We start from the raw sequence: 17,396 nt of genomic DNA, 5'->3' as shown, positions 1-17,396 counted from the left end.
TGTTTAGTGCTGCTCTCTCTCACGAACTTTGCTACAATCTTGGAGGTGTCAGGTGCACGGTAGTGTCCTTTGGAGCGCCGAACTGGGTGTCGCGATGCAGAAGGCGCTCCGGCCGTTCGGGTTGGTTATCGTCCAGAGCAACTGCGACATTGTTACACAGTATGCATGCAGCTACCTCTGTTAGTCGGGCTGAAGTTGGGTCAAAACCCATTCGTTTGTTTCGAAGGTTAAGGAGATTAGCACTCCCTCCCCTAGGCGGAGGGCGTATGGCAGCAAATTTACAACGAGACACCTACCAGAGAGGTTAGGTTTAGAAACAAATCCATCCGTGTGATGTTCCTGGCGGTAAGCTAAACTTAGGAGTGCCAGTTATGCCGGGAGCCAATCATGCATCAATCCGGGGCCGAGTTGATGCCCTGCGTACTTCGAGAGATGAGAATGACCAAAATGCCAACATGATGATCGAGATCCTCGATAGAATTGGGCGATTAGGGGCAACAAGGAGTGCGAGACCTGTCACATGCCCGGAAGGCACTTGAGTTCAGTGTATCCCCTCGGAAGCTCTGCCTTGCTGAACTTGCATCATGAGGGTTAAGGCAGGCGATGCGGCAATCTGTCTGCGGCAGTGACTGGACTGCCATCGGGCTTCCAGCAAGCTTCATAGCGACGTTCCTCCAGCGCGGGTAGCTGATCTTGAATGAAATTCCGCAATTGCAAAAGAAACGTTGGAAGGTTTTTCAAGTCGAACCTCAGCAGAGTTTTCTGTTGCCTATTCTGCTTGCCGCCCAAGTGCAATAATGTTCTGACGATGTCCCGTCATATTATCGGACCTGGCGGATATCCCTGCATCCAGTTCAAGCTACATACGGGGGGGTCTGGCACGATCTGACCTAACTGTTGAAGGTGGGATTGTAGTGGATTGTGGATACATCTGCGATGAATTGCCCCGGGGGGAGCCGGTTTTTACCTTGATGGGCTGACAAAGCATTCGGGTGTCTCTAAACAGCGCTCCACTGCGATATTCGGGGGTTGCATGCAGATTGAACCGACATTTCTTGGTGGTGTATTGGTGCTTGTTCCCCGTCGGTTTGGGGATGTGCGGGGTTTTTTTTGCGAGAGCTGGAGCGGCCGGACGCTTCTGGATGCTGGGCTCGATCTTCCGGAATTCGTTCAGGATAACCATTCGTTATCGGCGGCGGCGGGGACTTTGCGGGGCTTGCATTTCCAGGCGCCGCCCCATGCCCAGGGCAAGCTGGTGCGCTGCGGGCGGGGGCGGCTTTTCGACGTGGCGGTCGATATCCGCAAAGGCAGCCCCAGCTATGGCCAATGGACCGGGGTCGAGCTTTCCTTTGAGAACGGCCGCCAGCTTTGGATCCCGCCCGGCTTTCTGCATGGCTTCGTCACGCGAGAGCCGGATACGGAAATTCTTTACAAATGCACGGATTATTACGCGCCCGATTGCGATGGGGCGGTGGCCTGGGACAGTATCGGCATCGACTGGGGCGTCGCCGGCCAGCCGATCCTGTCGGCCAAGGACGCGCAGGCCCCGTCATGGAACGAGTTCGACAGCCCTTTCACCTATGAGGGGCCCTTTGGTTACGAGGCGGGATTATGAAGATTCTGGTTACGGGCGGCGCGGGGTTCATCGGCTCGGCGGTGGTGCGGCTGGCGGTGGCGCGGGGGCACGGGGTGGTGAACCTCGATTCGCTGACCTATGCCGCCAATCTGGAAAACGTCGCCGCGGTCTCGGGCAGTCCGCTTTACGCCTTTGAGCAGGCCGATATCCGCGACCGCGCGGCGCTGGATCGGGTGCTGGCAGGGCATCAGCCCGATGCGATCATGCATCTGGCCGCAGAAAGCCATGTGGACCGCTCGATCGACGGGCCGGGCAGTTTCATCGACACCAATGTCACCGGCACCTATAACCTGCTCGAGGCGGCGCGGGCGTATTGGAACGCGCGCGGCCGGCCCGCGGGGTTCCGCTTTCACCACATCTCGACCGACGAGGTGTTCGGTTCGCTGGGCGAGACCGGCCAGTTTACCGAAGCCACGCCCTATGACCCGCGCAGCCCCTATTCGGCCAGCAAGGCGGCCTCGGACCATCTGGTGCGCGCCTGGCACGAGACCTATGGCCTGCCGGTCGTGCTGACCAACTGCTCGAACAATTACGGACCTTTCCACTTTCCGGAAAAGCTGGTGCCGGTGGTGATCCTGAACGCGCTGCACGGCCGTCCGATCCCGGTTTACGGCGACGGCGGCAATATCCGCGACTGGCTCTATGTCGAGGATCACGCCGACGCGCTGCTGCTGGTGCTGGAAAAGGGCCGCATCGGCCGCAGCTATAATATCGGCGGCGAGAACGAGGCGACAAACATCGACCTGGTGCGCAGCATCTGCGGCCATATGGACCGGCTGCGCCCCGATGCCGCACCGCATGACCGGCTGATCAGCTTTGTCACCGACCGGCCCGGCCATGATCGCCGCTATGCCATCGACCCGGGCCGGGTGCGCAATGAGCTGGGCTGGCGCCCCTCGGTCACGGTGGAGGAGGGGCTGCGGCGCACCGTCGAATGGTATCTGGAGAACGAGGACTGGTGGCGGCCGCTTCTGGCGCGGCAGGGCGTGGGCGAAAGGCTCGGCAAGGCATGAAGGGCCTTTTGGTCTTTGGCCGCACGGGACAGGTGGCGACCGAGCTTGGGCGGCTGGCGCCCGAGGCGCGGTTTCTCGGCCGGGATCAGGCCGATCTGTCCGATCCCGCCGCCTGCGCCGCGGCGATCCGCGCATCGGGTTGCAAGGCGGTGCTGAACGCCGCCGCCTATACCGCCGTGGACCGCGCCGAAACCGACCCCGACCTGGCGCGGGTCGTCAATGCCGAGGCGCCGGCCGCCATGGCCCGGGCCGCGGCGGAACTGGGCGTGCCCTTCCTGCATGTCTCGACCGACTATGTCTTTGACGGCTCGGGTGAACGGCCCTGGGCCGAGGGCGATCCGACCGGCCCGCTGGGCGTTTATGGCGCCACCAAACTGGCCGGAGAGCGGGGCATCGCCGCGGCCGGTGGGCAATGGGCGGTTCTGCGGACCTCCTGGGTGTTTTCGGCGCATGGCGCGAATTTCGTCCGGACCATGCTGCGGCTTGGCGCGGGACGCGAGGCGTTGCGCGTCGTCGCCGACCAGCACGGCGGCCCGACCCCGGCGGCCGGGATCGCCGCCGCCGGCCTTGCCATGCTGGGGGCGATGCGTGCCGATGGCGGGCTGGGCGGGCTTTACCATTTCTCGGGTGCGCCCGACACCAGCTGGGCCGGTTTCGCGCGCGAGATCATGGCGCAGGCGGGCCTGTCCTGCCGCATCACCGACATTCCCACCACCGATTACCCCACCCCAGCCCGGCGCCCGGCGAATTCGCGTCTGAACTGCGCCGCCATTCTGCGGGACTTCGGCATCAGTCGCCCCGACTGGCGTGCCGGTCTCGCCCAGGTCTTGCAGGAGCTGAAGCCATGACCCGATCCGTTGAAGAACCCCGCAGCCGCAAGGGCATCATCCTGGCCGGCGGCTCGGGCACGCGGCTTTACCCGATCACCATGGGGGTCTCCAAGCAGCTTCTGCCGATCTATGACAAGCCGATGATCTATTACCCGATCACCGTGCTGATGCTGTCGGGCATCCGCGAGATCGCCATCATCACCACGCCCGAGGACCAGGAGCAGTTCCGCCGGCTGCTGGGCGATGGCAGCCAATGGGGCCTCGACTTCGAATATCTGGTGCAGCCCTCGCCCGACGGGCTGGCGCAGGCCTATCTTCTGGCCGAGGATTTTCTGGGCGGCGCGCCTTCGGCCATGGTGCTGGGCGACAATATCTTCTTCGGGCATGGCCTGCCGCTGCTGCTCGAGGCGGCCGATCGCCGCGAGATCGGCGGAACGGTGTTCGGATACCGGGTGTCCGACCCCGAGCGATACGGCGTGGTCGATTTCGACGCGGCGGGCCGGGCGCGGGCGATCATCGAAAAACCGGCCCGGCCGCCGTCGAACTTCGCGGTCACCGGGCTTTACTTCCTGGACGGCACGGCGCCGCGCCGCGCGGCCGAGGTCCGTCCGTCCGAGCGGGGCGAGCTGGAGATCACCACGCTTCTGGAAAGCTATCTCGCCGAAGGGCTGCTGAGCGTCGAGAAGATGGGCCGCGGTTTCGCCTGGCTGGACACCGGAACCCACGCGAGCCTGCTGGATGCCGGAAACTTCGTGCGCACCCTCGAGGAACGCCAGGGACAGCAAACAGGATCACCAGAAGAAATCGCTTTCGAAAAAAAATGGATCGGCGAAAGCCAGCTTTGCAAACAGGCCAAGTTATTCAGCAAGACCCGATACGGCGCCTATCTGCTACGGATGATTGACTGAACCAGGAGTGCCGTGACGCCTGCTAATTCACCGCGGCCTTCACGGCGGCAAAGGCCTGATCGGCAAAATTGCCCAAAGAGCCTTTCTGCTGGCGATAGTCGATTCCCTGCACCACGCTGACCGTCGTGCCCTCGACGGCGATGCATTGCGCGATGAATGCTCCATTGCCCTCGTCGCCTCCGATGACGGTGACGAGCTGACCCGGATGGCTTTGCGTATCAGCGCGCAACCCGGCCTGCTGCGCCATCTGGGCCACGACATCGCCGCAGGTCTCGATGCTCAACTGCGCCGCCGGGGTGCGCTCGACATGATAGGTCAAACTGAAATCGGCATTTTGAGCGAACGCGGGAAGGGACAGGCCACACAGGCCGGCGGCGGACAGCAGCAGGGTGAAACGCGTCATCGACAATTCTCCATGAGTGCCAAACGCGGTCATGCTATCTGATCGGAGATAGGACCATAAGATCAATCCTCCGCTGCCAGAGCGCATCGGCGGAAACGCACCATTGTCGGGGCGTGCGTCGACCGCAATGCCAATGCTGTTGCTTAAGGGTGGCGATGTGACTAGACGCGCGGAGCTATCGGCCGCCAGGGGTGCAGCAGGGCCATGGCGGGCAACTCGGCCATCCAGTAGTGTCCTTGGAACGGTTGATCCGCCGTCCTGCTGATCGGCCGTCCCGAATAGCTGCAAAGCAGCAGGCTGCCCACGGTGCCATGTGCCACCACGGCGATATCGCCTTTTCTGTGACCAGCAAGAATTCGGCCGACCGCGTTTTCGATACGCTGCTGCGCGTCTTGCGCGCGCTCCCACCCGCGAACGCTTTTCTGCGGTTCCGCGAAGAAGGTGTCCGCGACTTTCTCGAACTCTTCGGGTGCAAGAAAGCCGGTTGCGCTGCGGTCGTTTTCCCCAAGATCCTCATCGACCTGCACCTCGATCCCACTGCGAGCTGCCAGGATCGCCGCCGCTTCCAAGGCTTTGGTTTCGGCGCTTGACCATATTGCGGTTACATCCGCCACGACCGGACTGTCGGCAAATATCCGCATCCGCGCCCGCCCTGCATCGCTTAGCCGCCAGCGGCGGACATCGGTTTGGGGATCCACGATCACCTCGGGATGCGTGATGAAGATCAGCTTAGCCATCCGGGGAAACCCTCAAGAAGCTTTTCGGCCAGCGTTGATCTATCGCCCGATAAAGGCTAGAGAAAGCCCGTCGCTCAATCCCGATTGGTTGGTGATTTGTCTGTGCCCGCGGGATCACAGCCCCCGGCCCCGGTCATGCCGCAACCGACAGAACCCCGAGGTCCCTATGCCGTTTACCATTGCCATCGACGGACCCGCAGCCTCTGGCAAGGGGACCATCGCGCGGGCGCTTGCCCGGCATTTTGGCTTTGCCCATCTGGATACCGGGCTGCTTTATCGTGCTGTCGGCGCCATGGGTGGCGATCCCGTGGCCGCTGCCCGCGCGCTTGTGCCCAGCGATCTTGACCGGGACGATCTGCGCAGCGCCGAGGCCGGTCAGGCCGCCAGCCGCGTGGCCGCGATCCCCGAAGTCCGCGCCGCCTTGATCGATTTCCAGCGCCGCTTTGCGCGTACCGAACCGGGCGCCGTTCTGGATGGGCGCGATATCGGCACGGTGATTTGCCCCGAAGCCGAGCTCAAGCTTTATGTCACGGCCAACGATGCGGTTCGCGCCCGCCGCCGCGCGCTGGAACTGGGCGACGACGAGGTCCGCATCCTGGGCGAACTGCGCGAACGCGATGCCCGCGACGCTGCCCGCGCCGTGGCGCCGATGCGCCCGGCCAAGGATGCGCTGCTGCTTGATACCAGTGAGATGGCTATTGACGAGGCGGTGGCTCATGCCATCGCCAGCGCGAAGGAGGCCGGCGCATGACCCTGAGGTTTCAGCTTTCTGATCTGCGGGTGCCGGTGATTCAAGCGCCGATGGCGGGCACCGCGACACCGCGCCTTGTGGCCGAGGTCAGCCGGGCAGGGGGCTTGGGTTCGCTGGGTCTTGGAGCTTCGAATGCGGCACAGGCTGCCGGCATGATGGCCGAAACGGCGGCGCGGCTTGGTTCGAACCTGTATGGAGTAAACCTGTTCTGTCATCGGCCCGCGCAGGCCGATCCTGCGCGTGAGGCTGGTTGGCTGGCCTATCTGGCACCCGAGTTCCACCGCTTTGGCGGCGAGCCTCCGGCCGAGATCACAGAGGTTTATCGCAGTTTTCTGGTGGATGACGACATGTTGCGCGCGGTGCTGGCGGCGCGCCCGGCAGTGGTCAGCTTTCACTTCGGCTTACCCTCGGCCGAACGCATCGCCGCCTTGCGCGACAGTGGCGCGACATTGGCGGCAACTGCGACTTCGCGGGCCGAGGCGGTGGCGATCCGGGATGCAGGGCTCGACCTTATCGTCGCGCAGGGCTACGGCGCGGGCGGGCATCGCGGCATCTTTGATCCCGACGGTCCCGACGAACGCCTGCCGACCATGGAACTGTTGCGCGAATTGCTGGATCTGGGTCTTCCGGTGGTGGCGGCCGGGGGCATCATGGATGGCGCGGATGCGGCAAGGTTACTGACGGCCGGGGCGGCGGCCGTGCAGATGGGCACGGCATTCGTAGCTTGCCCGGAATCGGCGGCGGGTGATACCTACCGTGCCCGGCTGGCCGCGGCAAAGCCGGGCGACACGGTCATGACACGTGCCATTTCGGGCCGGCCCGCACGGGGTCTGGCGAACCGATTGACCGCGCTTGGCGAGGCGGCGGGGGCGCCGGATCTGCCGGATTACCCGATCACTTACGACGCGGCAAAGCGGCTGAACGCTTTGGCGGGTGGTTCTGATTACGCCGCGCAATGGGCGGGGGTCGAGGCAGCGCGTGCCCGTTCCATGCCTGCCGCAGAGCTGGTCGCGCTGCTTGAGCAGGAGATCGGGACCCATTTGCATGGCATCAACGCTTGCCACAAAGGCCAATGAAGGCTATATCGCGCCCGTCAGGGTAAGCCATAAGGCCAGAACAGGCCGCTTCAACAGGGTCGGGCGCATGCCGCGACCCTTTGCGCTTATCCCTGCATCTACAAAAGACCGGCGGAGCCAACCGCATGGCCAGCAATGATCGAAAAGGAAACTGGATTTATATGTGCGCTAAAGCGACCATGGAGGAATTCGAGGCCCTCCTGAACGAAAGCCTCGCCATCGACACGCCCGAAGAGGGCTCGGTCGTCAAGGGCAAGGTCATCGCCATCGAGGCGGGCCAAGCCATCATCGATGTCGGCTACAAGATGGAAGGCCGCGTCGACCTCAAAGAATTCGCAAACCCCGGTGAAGCCCCCACCATCGCCATCGGCGATGAGGTCGAGGTCTATCTCGATCGGGTCGAGAACGCCCGCGGTGAAGCCTCGATCTCGCGCGAGAAAGCCCGCCGTGAAGAGGCATGGGATCGTCTGGAAAAAGCCTATGCCGCGGAAGAGCGCGTCGAAGGCGCCATCTTCGGTCGCGTCAAGGGCGGTTTCACCGTCGATCTGGGCGGTGCCGTGGCCTTCCTGCCGGGCAGCCAGGTCGATGTGCGTCCCGTGCGCGATGCCGGCCCGTTGATGGGTCTGAAACAGCCGTTCCAGATCCTCAAGATGGATCGCCGCCGCGGCAATATCGTCGTGTCGCGCCGCGCCATTCTGGAAGAATCCCGCGCCGAACAGCGCGCCGAGGTCATTGCCAACCTGTCGGAAGGCCAGACCGTCGAGGGTGTGGTCAAGAACATCACCGAATACGGTGCGTTCGTCGATCTGGGCGGTGTTGACGGGCTGCTGCACGTCACCGATATGGCTTGGCGTCGGGTCAACCACCCGTCCGAGATCCTGTCGATCGGCGAGACCGTCAAGGTCCAGGTCGTCAAGATCAACAAGGAAACCCACCGCATCAGCCTGGGCATGAAGCAGCTTCAGGCCGATCCGTGGGATACCGTCGCCGACAAGTTCCCGATCGGCTCGGTCCACGCTGGCCGCGTGACCAACATCACCGATTACGGCGCTTTCGTCGAGCTGGAAGCCGGTGTCGAAGGTCTGGTCCACGTCTCGGAAATGAGCTGGACCAAGAAGAACGTCCATCCCGGCAAGATCGTCTCGACCTCGCAAGAGGTGGACGTCATGGTGCTGGAAATCGACGAAGCCAAGCGGCGTGTCAGCCTTGGTCTCAAGCAGACCATGCGCAACCCGTGGGAAGTCTTTGCCGAGACCCATCCGGTCGGCACCGTCATCGAGGGCGAAGTCAAGAACATCACCGAATTCGGTCTGTTCGTCGGCCTGGAAGGCGATATCGACGGCATGGTCCACCTGTCGGATATCTCGTGGGATGCCCGCGGCGAAGACGCCATCCAGGACTTCCGCAAGGGCGATGTGGTGAAAGCCGTCGTCCAGGAAGTCGATATCGAGAAAGAGCGTATCTCGCTTTCGATCAAGGCGCTTGAGAACGACACCATGGCTGAAGCGGTCGAGGGTGTGAAGCGCGGCTCGGTCATCACCGTCACTGTGACGGCGATCGAGGATGGCGGCGTCGAGGTCGAATACAACGGCATGAAAAGCTTTATCCGTCGTTCGGATCTGGCCCGTGACCGTCAGGACCAGCGCCCCGAGCGTTTCCAGGTCGGCGATCATGTCGACGTGCGCGTCACCAACATCGACACCAAGACCCGCCGTCTGGGCCTGTCGATCAAGGCTCGCGAGATCGCAGAAGAGAAGGAAGCGGTCGAACAGTATGGCAGCTCGGATTCGGGTGCCTCGCTGGGCGACATCCTGGGCGCTGCGCTCAAAGGTCGCAACTAAGCCGATAATCGGCTGAACTTTGCGCCCCCGGTTCCGGCCGGGGGCGCTTTTCGTTGCGGTTTCCCGCAAGATGCACCATAAAGTCTTGAAAAACACGGCAACCAAACCGCCTACTATGCGTTCTGTCGTTGAATGCCGCGGCGTCTGACTTATGATCGGCGGCAGGAATTGTTGGAACACCAGATTCAGGAACCGCAATGATCCGATCCGAATTGATCCAGAAAATCTCCGAAGAAAACCCGCATCTGTTCCAGCGCGACGTTGAGCGGATCGTGAACACGGTTTTCGAAGAGATCATCGATGCCATGGGCCGGGGTGACCGGGTGGAGTTGCGCGGCTTCGGGGCCTTCTCGGTCAAGAAGCGCGATGCCCGGCAGGGCCGCAACCCGCGCACCGGCGATACCGTCAGCGTGGACGAAAAGCATGTTCCCTTCTTCAAGACCGGAAAGCTCTTGCGTGAACGGTTGAACGGCTTGGCCGAATAGGCCAGATTGCCGGCGTCAATCTTTGCGAGGTTAAAGGCATGCGCGCGATCCGGATCTTCTTTATTGTCATTCTGGCCCTCGTGCTGATGCTGCTGGCGGCGGCGAACCGGGATTTTGTCACCATCAGCCTCGTGCCCGAGGCGCTGGCGCAGTTCACCGGCGGACAGTGGTCCCTGACCATGCCGGCTTTTGTCGCGCTGTTCCTGGCCATGGTATTCGGCGTGCTGGTCGGGCTGGTTTGGGAATGGCTGCGCGAATCGCATCTGCGCAGCGAATCCAGCCGTCGGGCGCATGATCTGGCGCAGTTGCAGCGCGAGGTCGGCGACCTGCGCCGGGTCCATACCGCACCGCGCGATGATGTGCTTGCGATTTTGGACGAATCCGCGCAACGGCCGGCCGCAGCGGCCGGTTCCGGTTCGGCGCTGCCCGCGCCGCGCTGATTTCATGGCCGTTTCCGTCAAGATCTGCGGCCTCACCGAGGCCACTGGCCTTTCGGCAGCCGTGGAGGCCGGAGCGCGCTATGTCGGCTTCGTATTTTTCCCGAAATCCCCCCGCAATGTGACGCCAGAGACCGCTGCAGGGCTTGCCGTGCAGGTGCCGCTGGGGGTGGCCAAGGTCGGCCTTTTCGTCAATCCCGATGATGCGGCGCTGGACGCGGTCCTGTCGCGGGTGCCGCTGGACATCATCCAGTTGCATGGCAGCGAGTCGCCGGATCGGGTGGCCGAGGTCAAATCACGCTTCGGCCTGCCGGTCATGAAGGCGGTCGGTATTTCCGAACCACAGGATCTTGATGCGCTTTGGGATTATGGGCTGGTAGCCGACATGCTGCTGATCGACGCAAAACCATCCCAGAACGCGACCCTTCCGGGCGGCAACGGGCTGGCTTTCGATTGGCGGCTGCTGGCGGGGCGGCAAATCCTGAAGCCTTGGCTGCTTGCGGGTGGGCTGACACCCGCGAACGTGGCCGAGGCGATCCGCCTGACGCGCGCGCCCGGCGTCGATGTCTCTTCCGGTGTCGAAAGCGCGCCCGGCATCAAGGACCCCGCGCGCGTCCGTGATTTCATTGCCCGGGCTACGGCGCCGATCCTGTGAAGTATTGCTGTCGCCGCTCTGCCGTGTTGGAGCTTCACACCGCCTCGTAAGCTTGCCGGTTACTTTCTGCCAAAACGCGGCGCACGTTTCTCGAAAAATGCCGCAAGACCTTCGCCTGCATCATCCGAGATCAGGTTACGGGCGAAGGCGTCGCGTTCGGCATCCAGTTGGGCGCCAAAGCTCGCCGTCTGTCCCGACGCCACCAGCCCCTTGATCGAGGCGATGGCCCCGCGCGGACCCTTGGCAAGGCGTTCTGCGCGGGTGAATGCGGCAGTCAGGGCCGTTCCCGCATCGGCAAGCTCATTCACCAGACCGAATGCATGCAGCCTTTCGGCCCCGATCTCGCCCCCTTCCATAACGATTTCCGACACCATCTGGCGCGGCAGCATACGGGTCAGCGAGGCGGTGCCACCGCCATCGGGGCTAAGGCCCACGCGAACATAGGCCATGCTGAACCGCGCATCCCGTGCCGCCACGATCATGTCGCAGGCCAGCGCAAGCGAAAAGCCCGCACCTGCCGCCCACCCCTCGACTGCGGCGATCACTGGCATCGGAGCGTCGCGCAAGGCATGGACAAAGTCATGCAGACGCTCGATAGCGGCGCGGGCAGCGTCTTCGCCCTTTGTGCGACGCTCCCCGATACCGGCAAGGTTCCCGCCGGAACAGAAACACCCGCCGGCGCCGGTCAGTACCACCGCACCGATATCGGCTTGGTCGCGGGCCTGCTCCAATGCCTCGACCCCAGCGGAATAGACTTCGGGGACAAGGGCATTGCGTGTCTGCGGGCCATCGATGGTCAGCACCAGGACATTGCCGATGCGTTCTGAACGCAGGATGCTCATGCCTGTCGCCTCAGGTCGTCGCGATCAGCCCGCCCGCCTTGGTAACGCGCGCGAGGTGAAAGGCGGTGTCGCCGAACTGCGTCTCGATCACTGCAAGTCGCTTGAAGTGATGGGCACCGATATATTCCATCGTCATGCCGATGCCGCCGTGAAGCTGCACCGCGGTCTGCCCGATAAATCGCGCCGAACGGTTGATCTGCACCTTGACCGCCGACAGCGCGGCGCGGCGTTCTTCGGCATCCTCGGCCTCGACCATCATCGTGGCGTAATAGGCCATCGACCGCGCCTGTTCGAGCATGAGCAGCATATCGACCGCCTTGTGTTGCAGCGTCTGGAATGTGCTGATGGCGACGCCGAATTGCTTGCGGGTCTTGAGATAATCGACCGTCAACGCATGCAGCGCCTCCATCGAGCCCACGGCCTCGGCCGCGACTGCGGCGATACCGGCCTCGATCACCCGCTCAAGGATGGCGTGGCCGCCACCGACAGGACCCAAAGGTTGCGCCACTACATCGTTAAGCACGACATCGGCCAGCCGTCCGCCGTCTTGCGAACCATAGCCCGAGATCATCACCCCCTGGGCATCGGCGGGCACGAGAAACAGCGTGATCCCGTCGGGCTCGCAGGGTTTACCCGCAGTGCGCGCCGACAGGATGAGCATCCCGGCTGTATCGCCGTTCAGCACCAGATCCTTGCGGCCGTTCAGGATGTATGCGTCGCCCTGCGGGCGCGCGGTGGTCGTGATATTGGCCAGATCATAGCGGGCCTGCGGTTCCTGCCAAGCCAGAGAGATGCGCAGCGTCCCCTCGGCAATTGCCGGGATCAACTGTTCTTTCTGTGCGGCATCCGCCCCCAATCGGATAGCGGTTGCTGCAAGAACCCCGGTCGAAAGATAGGGCTCCAACGCCAGATTGCGCCCGATCGCCTCCATCGCGATCATCGTCTCGACGGGACCGCCGCCAAAGCCGCCGTCCTCTTCGGCAAAGGGCATGCCCAGAAGTCCTAGTTCCGCATAGCCTTCCCAGATCCGGTTGTCGAAACCGCCGGGCAGCTTGCGCATCGCCTCGCGGTTTTCCAGCGAGCCATAGCTTGCCGCCACGAAACGCTCGACGCTTTCCTTGAGCTGCGCTTGTTCACTGCTGAAATCGAAATCCATCGCCGTCCCCTCAGAGTCCCAGGATCGCTTTTGCGATCACGTTATGCTGGATCTCGTTCGATCCCCCGTAGATCGAGACCTTGCGGTTGTTGAAATAAAGCGCCGCCGCACCGTCGGCCCAGCCGAACTCTGGCAACTCGTTCCCGGCCATCCGGTCGGGGCCGACGGCGCCATACGGGCCGGCGAGTTCCAAAAGCAACTCGGTCGAAGCCTGCTGCAGTTCCGAGCCCTTGATCTTGAGGATCGAGGAGGCGGGATCGGGCTTGTCGGATTGCGATTTCATCTGCGCGGCAAGCACACGCATCTGCGTGATCTCCAGCGCCTTCAGCTCGATCTCGACCTGGCTCAGCCGGGTGCGGAACTCCATGTCGTCCCACATCGTGCTGCCATTCCCGGGCACCTCGCGGGCAAGGCGCTTGATGCGGCCTATGCGTTCCTTCGTCATGCCGATCCGGGCGATGCCGGAACGCTCGTTGGCCAGCAGGAACTTGGCATAATCCCAGCCCTTGTTTTCCTCGCCCACAAGGTTTTCCACCGGCACGCGCACGTCGTCGAAAAAGACTTCGTTGACCTCGTGATGGCCTTCGATGGTGATGATCGGGCGCACGGTGATGCCGGGCGTTTTCATGTCGATCAGCAGGAACGAGATGCCGGCCTGCTTTTTCACCTCGGGGTTCGTCCGCACGAGACAGAAAATCCAGTCCGCATACTGGCCCAGCGTCGTCCAGGTTTTTTGGCCGTTGACGATGTAATGATCGCCGTCGCGCACCGCCCGGGTCTTGATCGAGGCAAGGTCGGAGCCCGCCCCGGGTTCCGAAAAGCCCTGACACCACCAGATATCAAGGTTCGCGGTTGGCGCCAGAAAGCGTTTCTTCTGCGCTTCGTTGCCGAAGGCCGCGATGACCGGACCGACCATATAGCAGTTGAATTGCAGCGGCAGCGGCACGGCGGCCTGCTGCAGCTCTTCGGTAAAGATATATCGCTGGACCGCCGTCCAGTCCTGCCCGCCCCATTCGACCGGCCAGTGCGGGACCGCCCATCCTTTGGCGTTCAGGATGCGTTGTGACGTCACATAGTCCTGACGATCCAGCTTGCGCCCCTCAGAAATCTTGCGGCGGATATCTTCGGGGATATGGCTGCGCAAGAACTCGCGCACCTCGGCGCGGAAGGTGTTTTCATCGGCTGCAAAACGAAGATCCATGGCTCAGCTCCCGATTTCAAAAAGGCCGGCAGCACCCATGCCGCCTGCGACGCACATGGTGACGACCGCATATCGCGCGCCGCGCCTGCGGCCTTCCAAAAGCGCATGTCCGGCAAGACGCGCGCCGGACATGCCGAACGGATGGCCAATCGCGATTGCGCCGCCGTTCACGTTGACCTTGTCCGGGTCCAGCCCCAGCTTGCGGATGCAGTAAAGCGATTGCGAGGCAAAAGCCTCGTTCAGCTCCCACAGGTCGATGTCGTCGACCGTCAACCCGTTGCGTTCCAAAAGCCGCGGCACGGCAAAGACCGGGCCGATGCCCATCTCATCGGGCTCGCACCCTGCCGTCGCATAGCCGACAAAGCTGCCAAGCGGCGTTAGGCCCCGCGCCCTGGCTTCGGTTTCGGACATCATGACAAGCGCCGAAGCCCCGTCCGAAAGCTGGCTGGCATTGCCGGCGGTGATGAATTGATCCTCGCCCCGCACAGGTTTGAGCCGGGCAAGCGCCTCATAGGTGGTGTCGGGACGGTTGCCCTCATCCTTTTCGATGCGGCCCTGATGGGTCGAGGTCTCGCCGGTTTCCTTGTTCGTCACCTGATAGGTGACGTCCATCGGCACGATCTCTTCGTCAAACAGTCCCGCTGCCTGCGCGGCTGCGGTGCGGCGCTGGCTTTCGACCGAGAAATGGTCCTGATCCTCGCGCGAGATGCCATAACGGTGGGCGACGTTATCCGCCGTCTCGATCATCGTGGCATAGATTTCGGGTTTATACTGCAAAAGCCAAGGGTTCTGGACAAGATCCCGGCGCACGACCGGCTGGACAAGGCTGATCGATTCGCCCCCCCCCGCGACGGCGACGGGAACCCTGTCGCGGCTGATGCGTGCGGCTGCATTGGCAACCGCCTCCAGCCCCGAGGCGCAAAAGCGGCTGACCGTTACACCGGCCGAACCTACGGGAAGCCCGGCCATGATCGCGCCATGGCGTGCCACGTTTCCGCCGGTTGCCGCCTCGGGATAGCCGCAGCCAAAGACGACCTCTTCGACGGCGTCCGGCTCGACGGCGGATTTCCGCAATGCCGCGCGGATGGCGTGGGCCGCCATGTCGGCACCCTTTGTCAGGTTGAAATATCCGCGATGCGCCTTGCCGATGGGCGTGCGCGCGGTCGAAACGATGACGGCCTTGGTCATACTTGGTTTCCTTTGGTCAGCGAGGCCAAATTCCGGCCTTCGGCAGCAAGCTGGACGAGCAGCGGCGCAGGGACGAGTTCGGGGGCATTCAGGCGCTCGGCCTGTTCGGTCAGCGAGGCCACGATCCTGTCCAGACCGACCTGGTCGGCCCAGAACATCGGCCCTCCGGTCCAGTTCGGCCAGCCGTAGCCGTTGATCCACACCAGATCTATATCCGACGGACGATAGGCGATCCCCTCGTCGAGGATACGGACACCTTCGTTCACCATCGGATAGAACAGCCGCTCGATAAGCTGGTCGCGCGCCAGCAGTTCGGGCGTGATACCAAGCGCCCTTGCCTCGGATGCCGCGATTGCGGCGACCTCGGGGTCGGGGGTGCCTTTTCGTTGCCCTTCGGCATAGATATAGAATCCGCGCCCGGTCTTTTGCCCAAAACGACCCATCTCGGCCAGCCGATCACCCACCGGGGCGAACCCGCCAAAGGCTTTGCGCGTGCGCCAGCCAATGTCGATCCCGGCGAGATCGAGCATCGCAAACTGTCCCATGCGAAAGCCAAAAGCGGTGATCGCTGCATCGATTCCGGTGGGACTGTTGCCCGCCAGAAGCAGCCGCTCGGCCGCACGGGTGCGCTGCGCGAGCATACGGTTGCCGATGAAGCCGAAGCAGACGCCGGAAACCACCGGAAGCTTGCCGATCCGCCGCCCCAAAGCGACGGCCGTTGCCAGAACGTCGGGGGCCGTTTCGTCCGCGCGCACCACCTCAAGAAGCCGCATCACGTTCGCGGGTGAAAAGAAGTGCAGCCCCAGCACGTCAGCGGGGCGGCCCGATGCCTGCGCGATCTCATTCACGTCCAGATAAGAGGTGTTCGTGGCAAGGATCGCCCCGGGCTTCGCGAACCGGCCGATCTCGGCAAAGATCTGGCGCTTGACGTCCATATCCTCGAAAACCGCCTCGATCACGAGGTCTGCCGCCGCCACACCCTCAAGCCCGACGGCGCCGTCGATCTGCGCCAGCACGGCATCCATCGCATCTTGGGACATGGAGCCGCGCTGGACCGAAACGGCGTAATTGTCGCGAATCCGCCCGATGCCCTTGTCGAGAAGCTCTCGCGAGGTTTCGATCAACCGCACCGGGATACCGGCGTTGGCAAAGGTCATCGCAATGCCGCCGCCCATTGTGCCTGCGCCGATGATCGCGACGCTTTCCACGGCCCGCGCCGACATTTCCTTTGTCATCCCCGGGATATGCCCAGCGATACGTTCGGCAAAGAACACATGACGCAGCGCCACCGCCTGATCGGAGGGGATAAGTTTCAGAAACTCCTCGCGCTCGACCGCAAGCCCTTCCTGAAACGGCTTTGTCAGTGCCGCCTGAACCGCCCGGATCAGCGCGCCGGTGCTGAGAAGGCCGCCGTGCTTGCGTCTTGCGTCAGCTGCGGCTTCGGCAAAGGCTTCGGCCCCACCGTCCGCAATTTTGCGGGCCGAGGTAACAGGCCAGCTCCCGGCATCCGCCAGACGCAGTGCAAGCGCCCGCGCCGCTGCGATGGGGTCATTTGCGATCTCGTCGGCCAGTCCTTTTGCCGCGGCCTCGTCCGCCTTTATCGACCTGCCGGACAGCATCATGGCAAAGGCATCGGCGGGCGGCAGAATGCGTGGCAACCGCTGCGTTCCGCCGGCCCCCGGGATGAGGCCCAGCTTGACCTCGGGCAGGCCGAAACCGGCCTTTGGCCCGGCAACACGGGCATGGCAGGCCAGCGTCAGTTCGCAACCCCCGCCAAGCGCCGCACCGTTTATCGCTGCGACGACAGGTTTGGGCGAACCCTCTATTCTGGACAGCACTTCGGGCAATGAGGGGGCAACGGGCGGCTTGCCGAATTCGGTGATATCGGCCCCGGCGCAAAAGATTTTTCCTGTGCTGCCAAGCACGACAGCGCGCACCGTCGGGTCTGCGGCAGCGCGATCCATTGCATCGCAAAGCTCGCGCCGCAGGTATACGGAAAGGGCATTGACCGGCAGCGCATCCAGCAGAGCGACCGCAACCCCATCGATGACCGAATAATTGACAGACGCCTGGGCGGTCGTTGTGCGACTGTTCATCTTTTCACCTTATATTCCATCTAACGAAATATTACATCGTATAGCGGAATTACTTGCGCTGTTTTGCCGGTCTGTCAAACGTAAAAATGCCGGATTTGGGCCGATTGTCCCTGGATTATGGTGTGGCTACAGGTCGCAGTG

17 protein-coding genes are annotated in these 17,396 nt (G+C 63.0%); 10 read left to right on the top strand and 7 right to left on the bottom strand.

The window, feature by feature from the left end; translation table 11 throughout:
* Nucleotides 1-1,033: 1,033 nt before the first annotated feature.
* Genes rfbC through rfbA form a run of 4 tightly spaced genes read left to right on the top strand, consistent with a single transcriptional unit; the run spans nucleotide 1,034 to nucleotide 4,387 of the window.
* A complete protein-coding gene (gene rfbC, locus JWJ88_RS19020) occupies nucleotides 1,034-1,615 on the top strand; it encodes a dTDP-4-dehydrorhamnose 3,5-epimerase (protein ID WP_205293407.1) in 582 nt (193 codons plus the stop codon).
* Nucleotides 1,612-2,649 carry a dTDP-glucose 4,6-dehydratase gene (gene rfbB / locus JWJ88_RS19015; RefSeq protein WP_205293406.1) on the top strand — a complete coding sequence of 346 codons (1,038 nt, stop codon included), beginning with the start codon at nucleotides 1,612-1,614 and terminating at the stop codon, nucleotides 2,647-2,649. Before rfbC ends, rfbB begins: the two co-directional genes overlap by 4 nt.
* On the top strand, nucleotides 2,646-3,497 hold the full coding sequence (gene rfbD / locus JWJ88_RS19010; protein ID WP_205293405.1) for a dTDP-4-dehydrorhamnose reductase: 852 nt from the start codon (nucleotides 2,646-2,648) through the stop codon (nucleotides 3,495-3,497). The genes rfbB and rfbD overlap by 4 nt, the downstream gene beginning before the upstream one ends.
* Nucleotides 3,494-4,387: a glucose-1-phosphate thymidylyltransferase RfbA gene (rfbA, locus tag JWJ88_RS19005; RefSeq protein WP_205295996.1), complete on the top strand. Its 894-nt coding sequence runs from the start codon at nucleotides 3,494-3,496 to the stop codon at nucleotides 4,385-4,387. Before rfbD ends, rfbA begins: the two co-directional genes overlap by 4 nt.
* Before the next feature lie 22 nt (nucleotides 4,388-4,409).
* Here rfbA and JWJ88_RS19000 read toward each other — a convergent pair whose 3' ends face one another.
* Both JWJ88_RS19000 and JWJ88_RS18995 read right to left on the bottom strand, forming a co-directional pair.
* Nucleotides 4,410-4,790, bottom strand: coding sequence for a DUF6180 family protein (locus JWJ88_RS19000; protein ID WP_205295995.1), 381 nt, complete (start codon nucleotides 4,788-4,790; stop codon nucleotides 4,410-4,412).
* 161 nt (nucleotides 4,791-4,951) lie between these two features.
* On the bottom strand, nucleotides 4,952-5,527 hold the full coding sequence (locus JWJ88_RS18995) for a histidine phosphatase family protein (RefSeq protein WP_205295994.1): 576 nt from the start codon (nucleotides 5,525-5,527) through the stop codon (nucleotides 4,952-4,954).
* A 166-nt stretch (nucleotides 5,528-5,693) separates the two neighbouring features.
* Here JWJ88_RS18995 and JWJ88_RS18990 point away from each other — a divergent pair, with 166 nt between their 5' ends.
* From JWJ88_RS18990 to JWJ88_RS18965, 6 genes are all read left to right on the top strand, one after another.
* Nucleotides 5,694-6,278, top strand: a complete 585-nt coding sequence (locus JWJ88_RS18990) for a (d)CMP kinase (protein WP_205295993.1) — start codon at nucleotides 5,694-5,696, stop codon at nucleotides 6,276-6,278.
* Entirely contained in the window at nucleotides 6,275-7,354 is a 1,080-nt protein-coding gene (locus tag JWJ88_RS18985) for an NAD(P)H-dependent flavin oxidoreductase (protein WP_205295992.1), read from the top strand. Before JWJ88_RS18990 ends, JWJ88_RS18985 begins: the two co-directional genes overlap by 4 nt.
* 161 nt (nucleotides 7,355-7,515) lie before the next feature.
* Complete coding sequence (rpsA, locus tag JWJ88_RS18980) at nucleotides 7,516-9,195, top strand: 30S ribosomal protein S1 (RefSeq protein WP_205295991.1); 1,680 nt, start codon at nucleotides 7,516-7,518, stop codon at nucleotides 9,193-9,195.
* Between the two features lie 197 nt (nucleotides 9,196-9,392).
* Nucleotides 9,393-9,680 (top strand): integration host factor subunit beta, encoded by a 288-nt coding sequence (gene ihfB / locus JWJ88_RS18975; RefSeq protein WP_205295990.1) that lies wholly within the window; start codon nucleotides 9,393-9,395, stop codon nucleotides 9,678-9,680.
* A 38-nt stretch (nucleotides 9,681-9,718) separates the two neighbouring features.
* Nucleotides 9,719-10,120 carry a LapA family protein gene (locus JWJ88_RS18970; protein ID WP_205295989.1) on the top strand — a complete coding sequence of 134 codons (402 nt, stop codon included), beginning with the start codon at nucleotides 9,719-9,721 and terminating at the stop codon, nucleotides 10,118-10,120.
* Between the two features lie 4 nt (nucleotides 10,121-10,124).
* Nucleotides 10,125-10,772, top strand: a complete 648-nt coding sequence (locus tag JWJ88_RS18965; protein ID WP_205295988.1) for a phosphoribosylanthranilate isomerase — start codon at nucleotides 10,125-10,127, stop codon at nucleotides 10,770-10,772.
* 59 nt (nucleotides 10,773-10,831) lie between these two features.
* Here the strand turns inward: JWJ88_RS18965 and JWJ88_RS18960 are convergent, their stop codons facing one another.
* From JWJ88_RS18960 to JWJ88_RS18940, 5 genes are read right to left on the bottom strand one after another with little or no spacing between them, the layout of a single operon-like run.
* Nucleotides 10,832-11,614: an oxepin-CoA hydrolase, alternative type gene (locus JWJ88_RS18960; protein WP_205295987.1), complete on the bottom strand. Its 783-nt coding sequence runs from the start codon at nucleotides 11,612-11,614 to the stop codon at nucleotides 10,832-10,834.
* Between the two features lie 10 nt (nucleotides 11,615-11,624).
* Nucleotides 11,625-12,770 (bottom strand): acyl-CoA dehydrogenase family protein, encoded by a 1,146-nt coding sequence (locus JWJ88_RS18955; protein ID WP_205295986.1) that lies wholly within the window; start codon nucleotides 12,768-12,770, stop codon nucleotides 11,625-11,627.
* A 10-nt stretch (nucleotides 12,771-12,780) separates the two neighbouring features.
* Complete coding sequence (locus tag JWJ88_RS18950; RefSeq protein WP_205295985.1) at nucleotides 12,781-13,971, bottom strand: acyl-CoA dehydrogenase family protein; 1,191 nt, start codon at nucleotides 13,969-13,971, stop codon at nucleotides 12,781-12,783.
* A gap of 3 nt (nucleotides 13,972-13,974) precedes the next feature.
* On the bottom strand, nucleotides 13,975-15,159 hold the full coding sequence (locus JWJ88_RS18945; protein WP_205295984.1) for an acetyl-CoA C-acyltransferase: 1,185 nt from the start codon (nucleotides 15,157-15,159) through the stop codon (nucleotides 13,975-13,977).
* Nucleotides 15,156-17,255 (bottom strand): 3-hydroxyacyl-CoA dehydrogenase NAD-binding domain-containing protein, encoded by a 2,100-nt coding sequence (locus JWJ88_RS18940; protein ID WP_205295983.1) that lies wholly within the window; start codon nucleotides 17,253-17,255, stop codon nucleotides 15,156-15,158. Before JWJ88_RS18940 ends, JWJ88_RS18945 begins: the two co-directional genes overlap by 4 nt.
* Between the last annotated feature and the right edge of the window lie 141 nt (nucleotides 17,256-17,396).

The organism is Paracoccus methylovorus (assembly GCF_016919705.1).
Lineage (GTDB): Bacteria > Pseudomonadota > Alphaproteobacteria > Rhodobacterales > Rhodobacteraceae > Paracoccus > Paracoccus methylovorus.
Note: the sequence above shows the minus strand (reverse complement) of the source record. Positions and strands in the feature narration are given on the sequence as shown.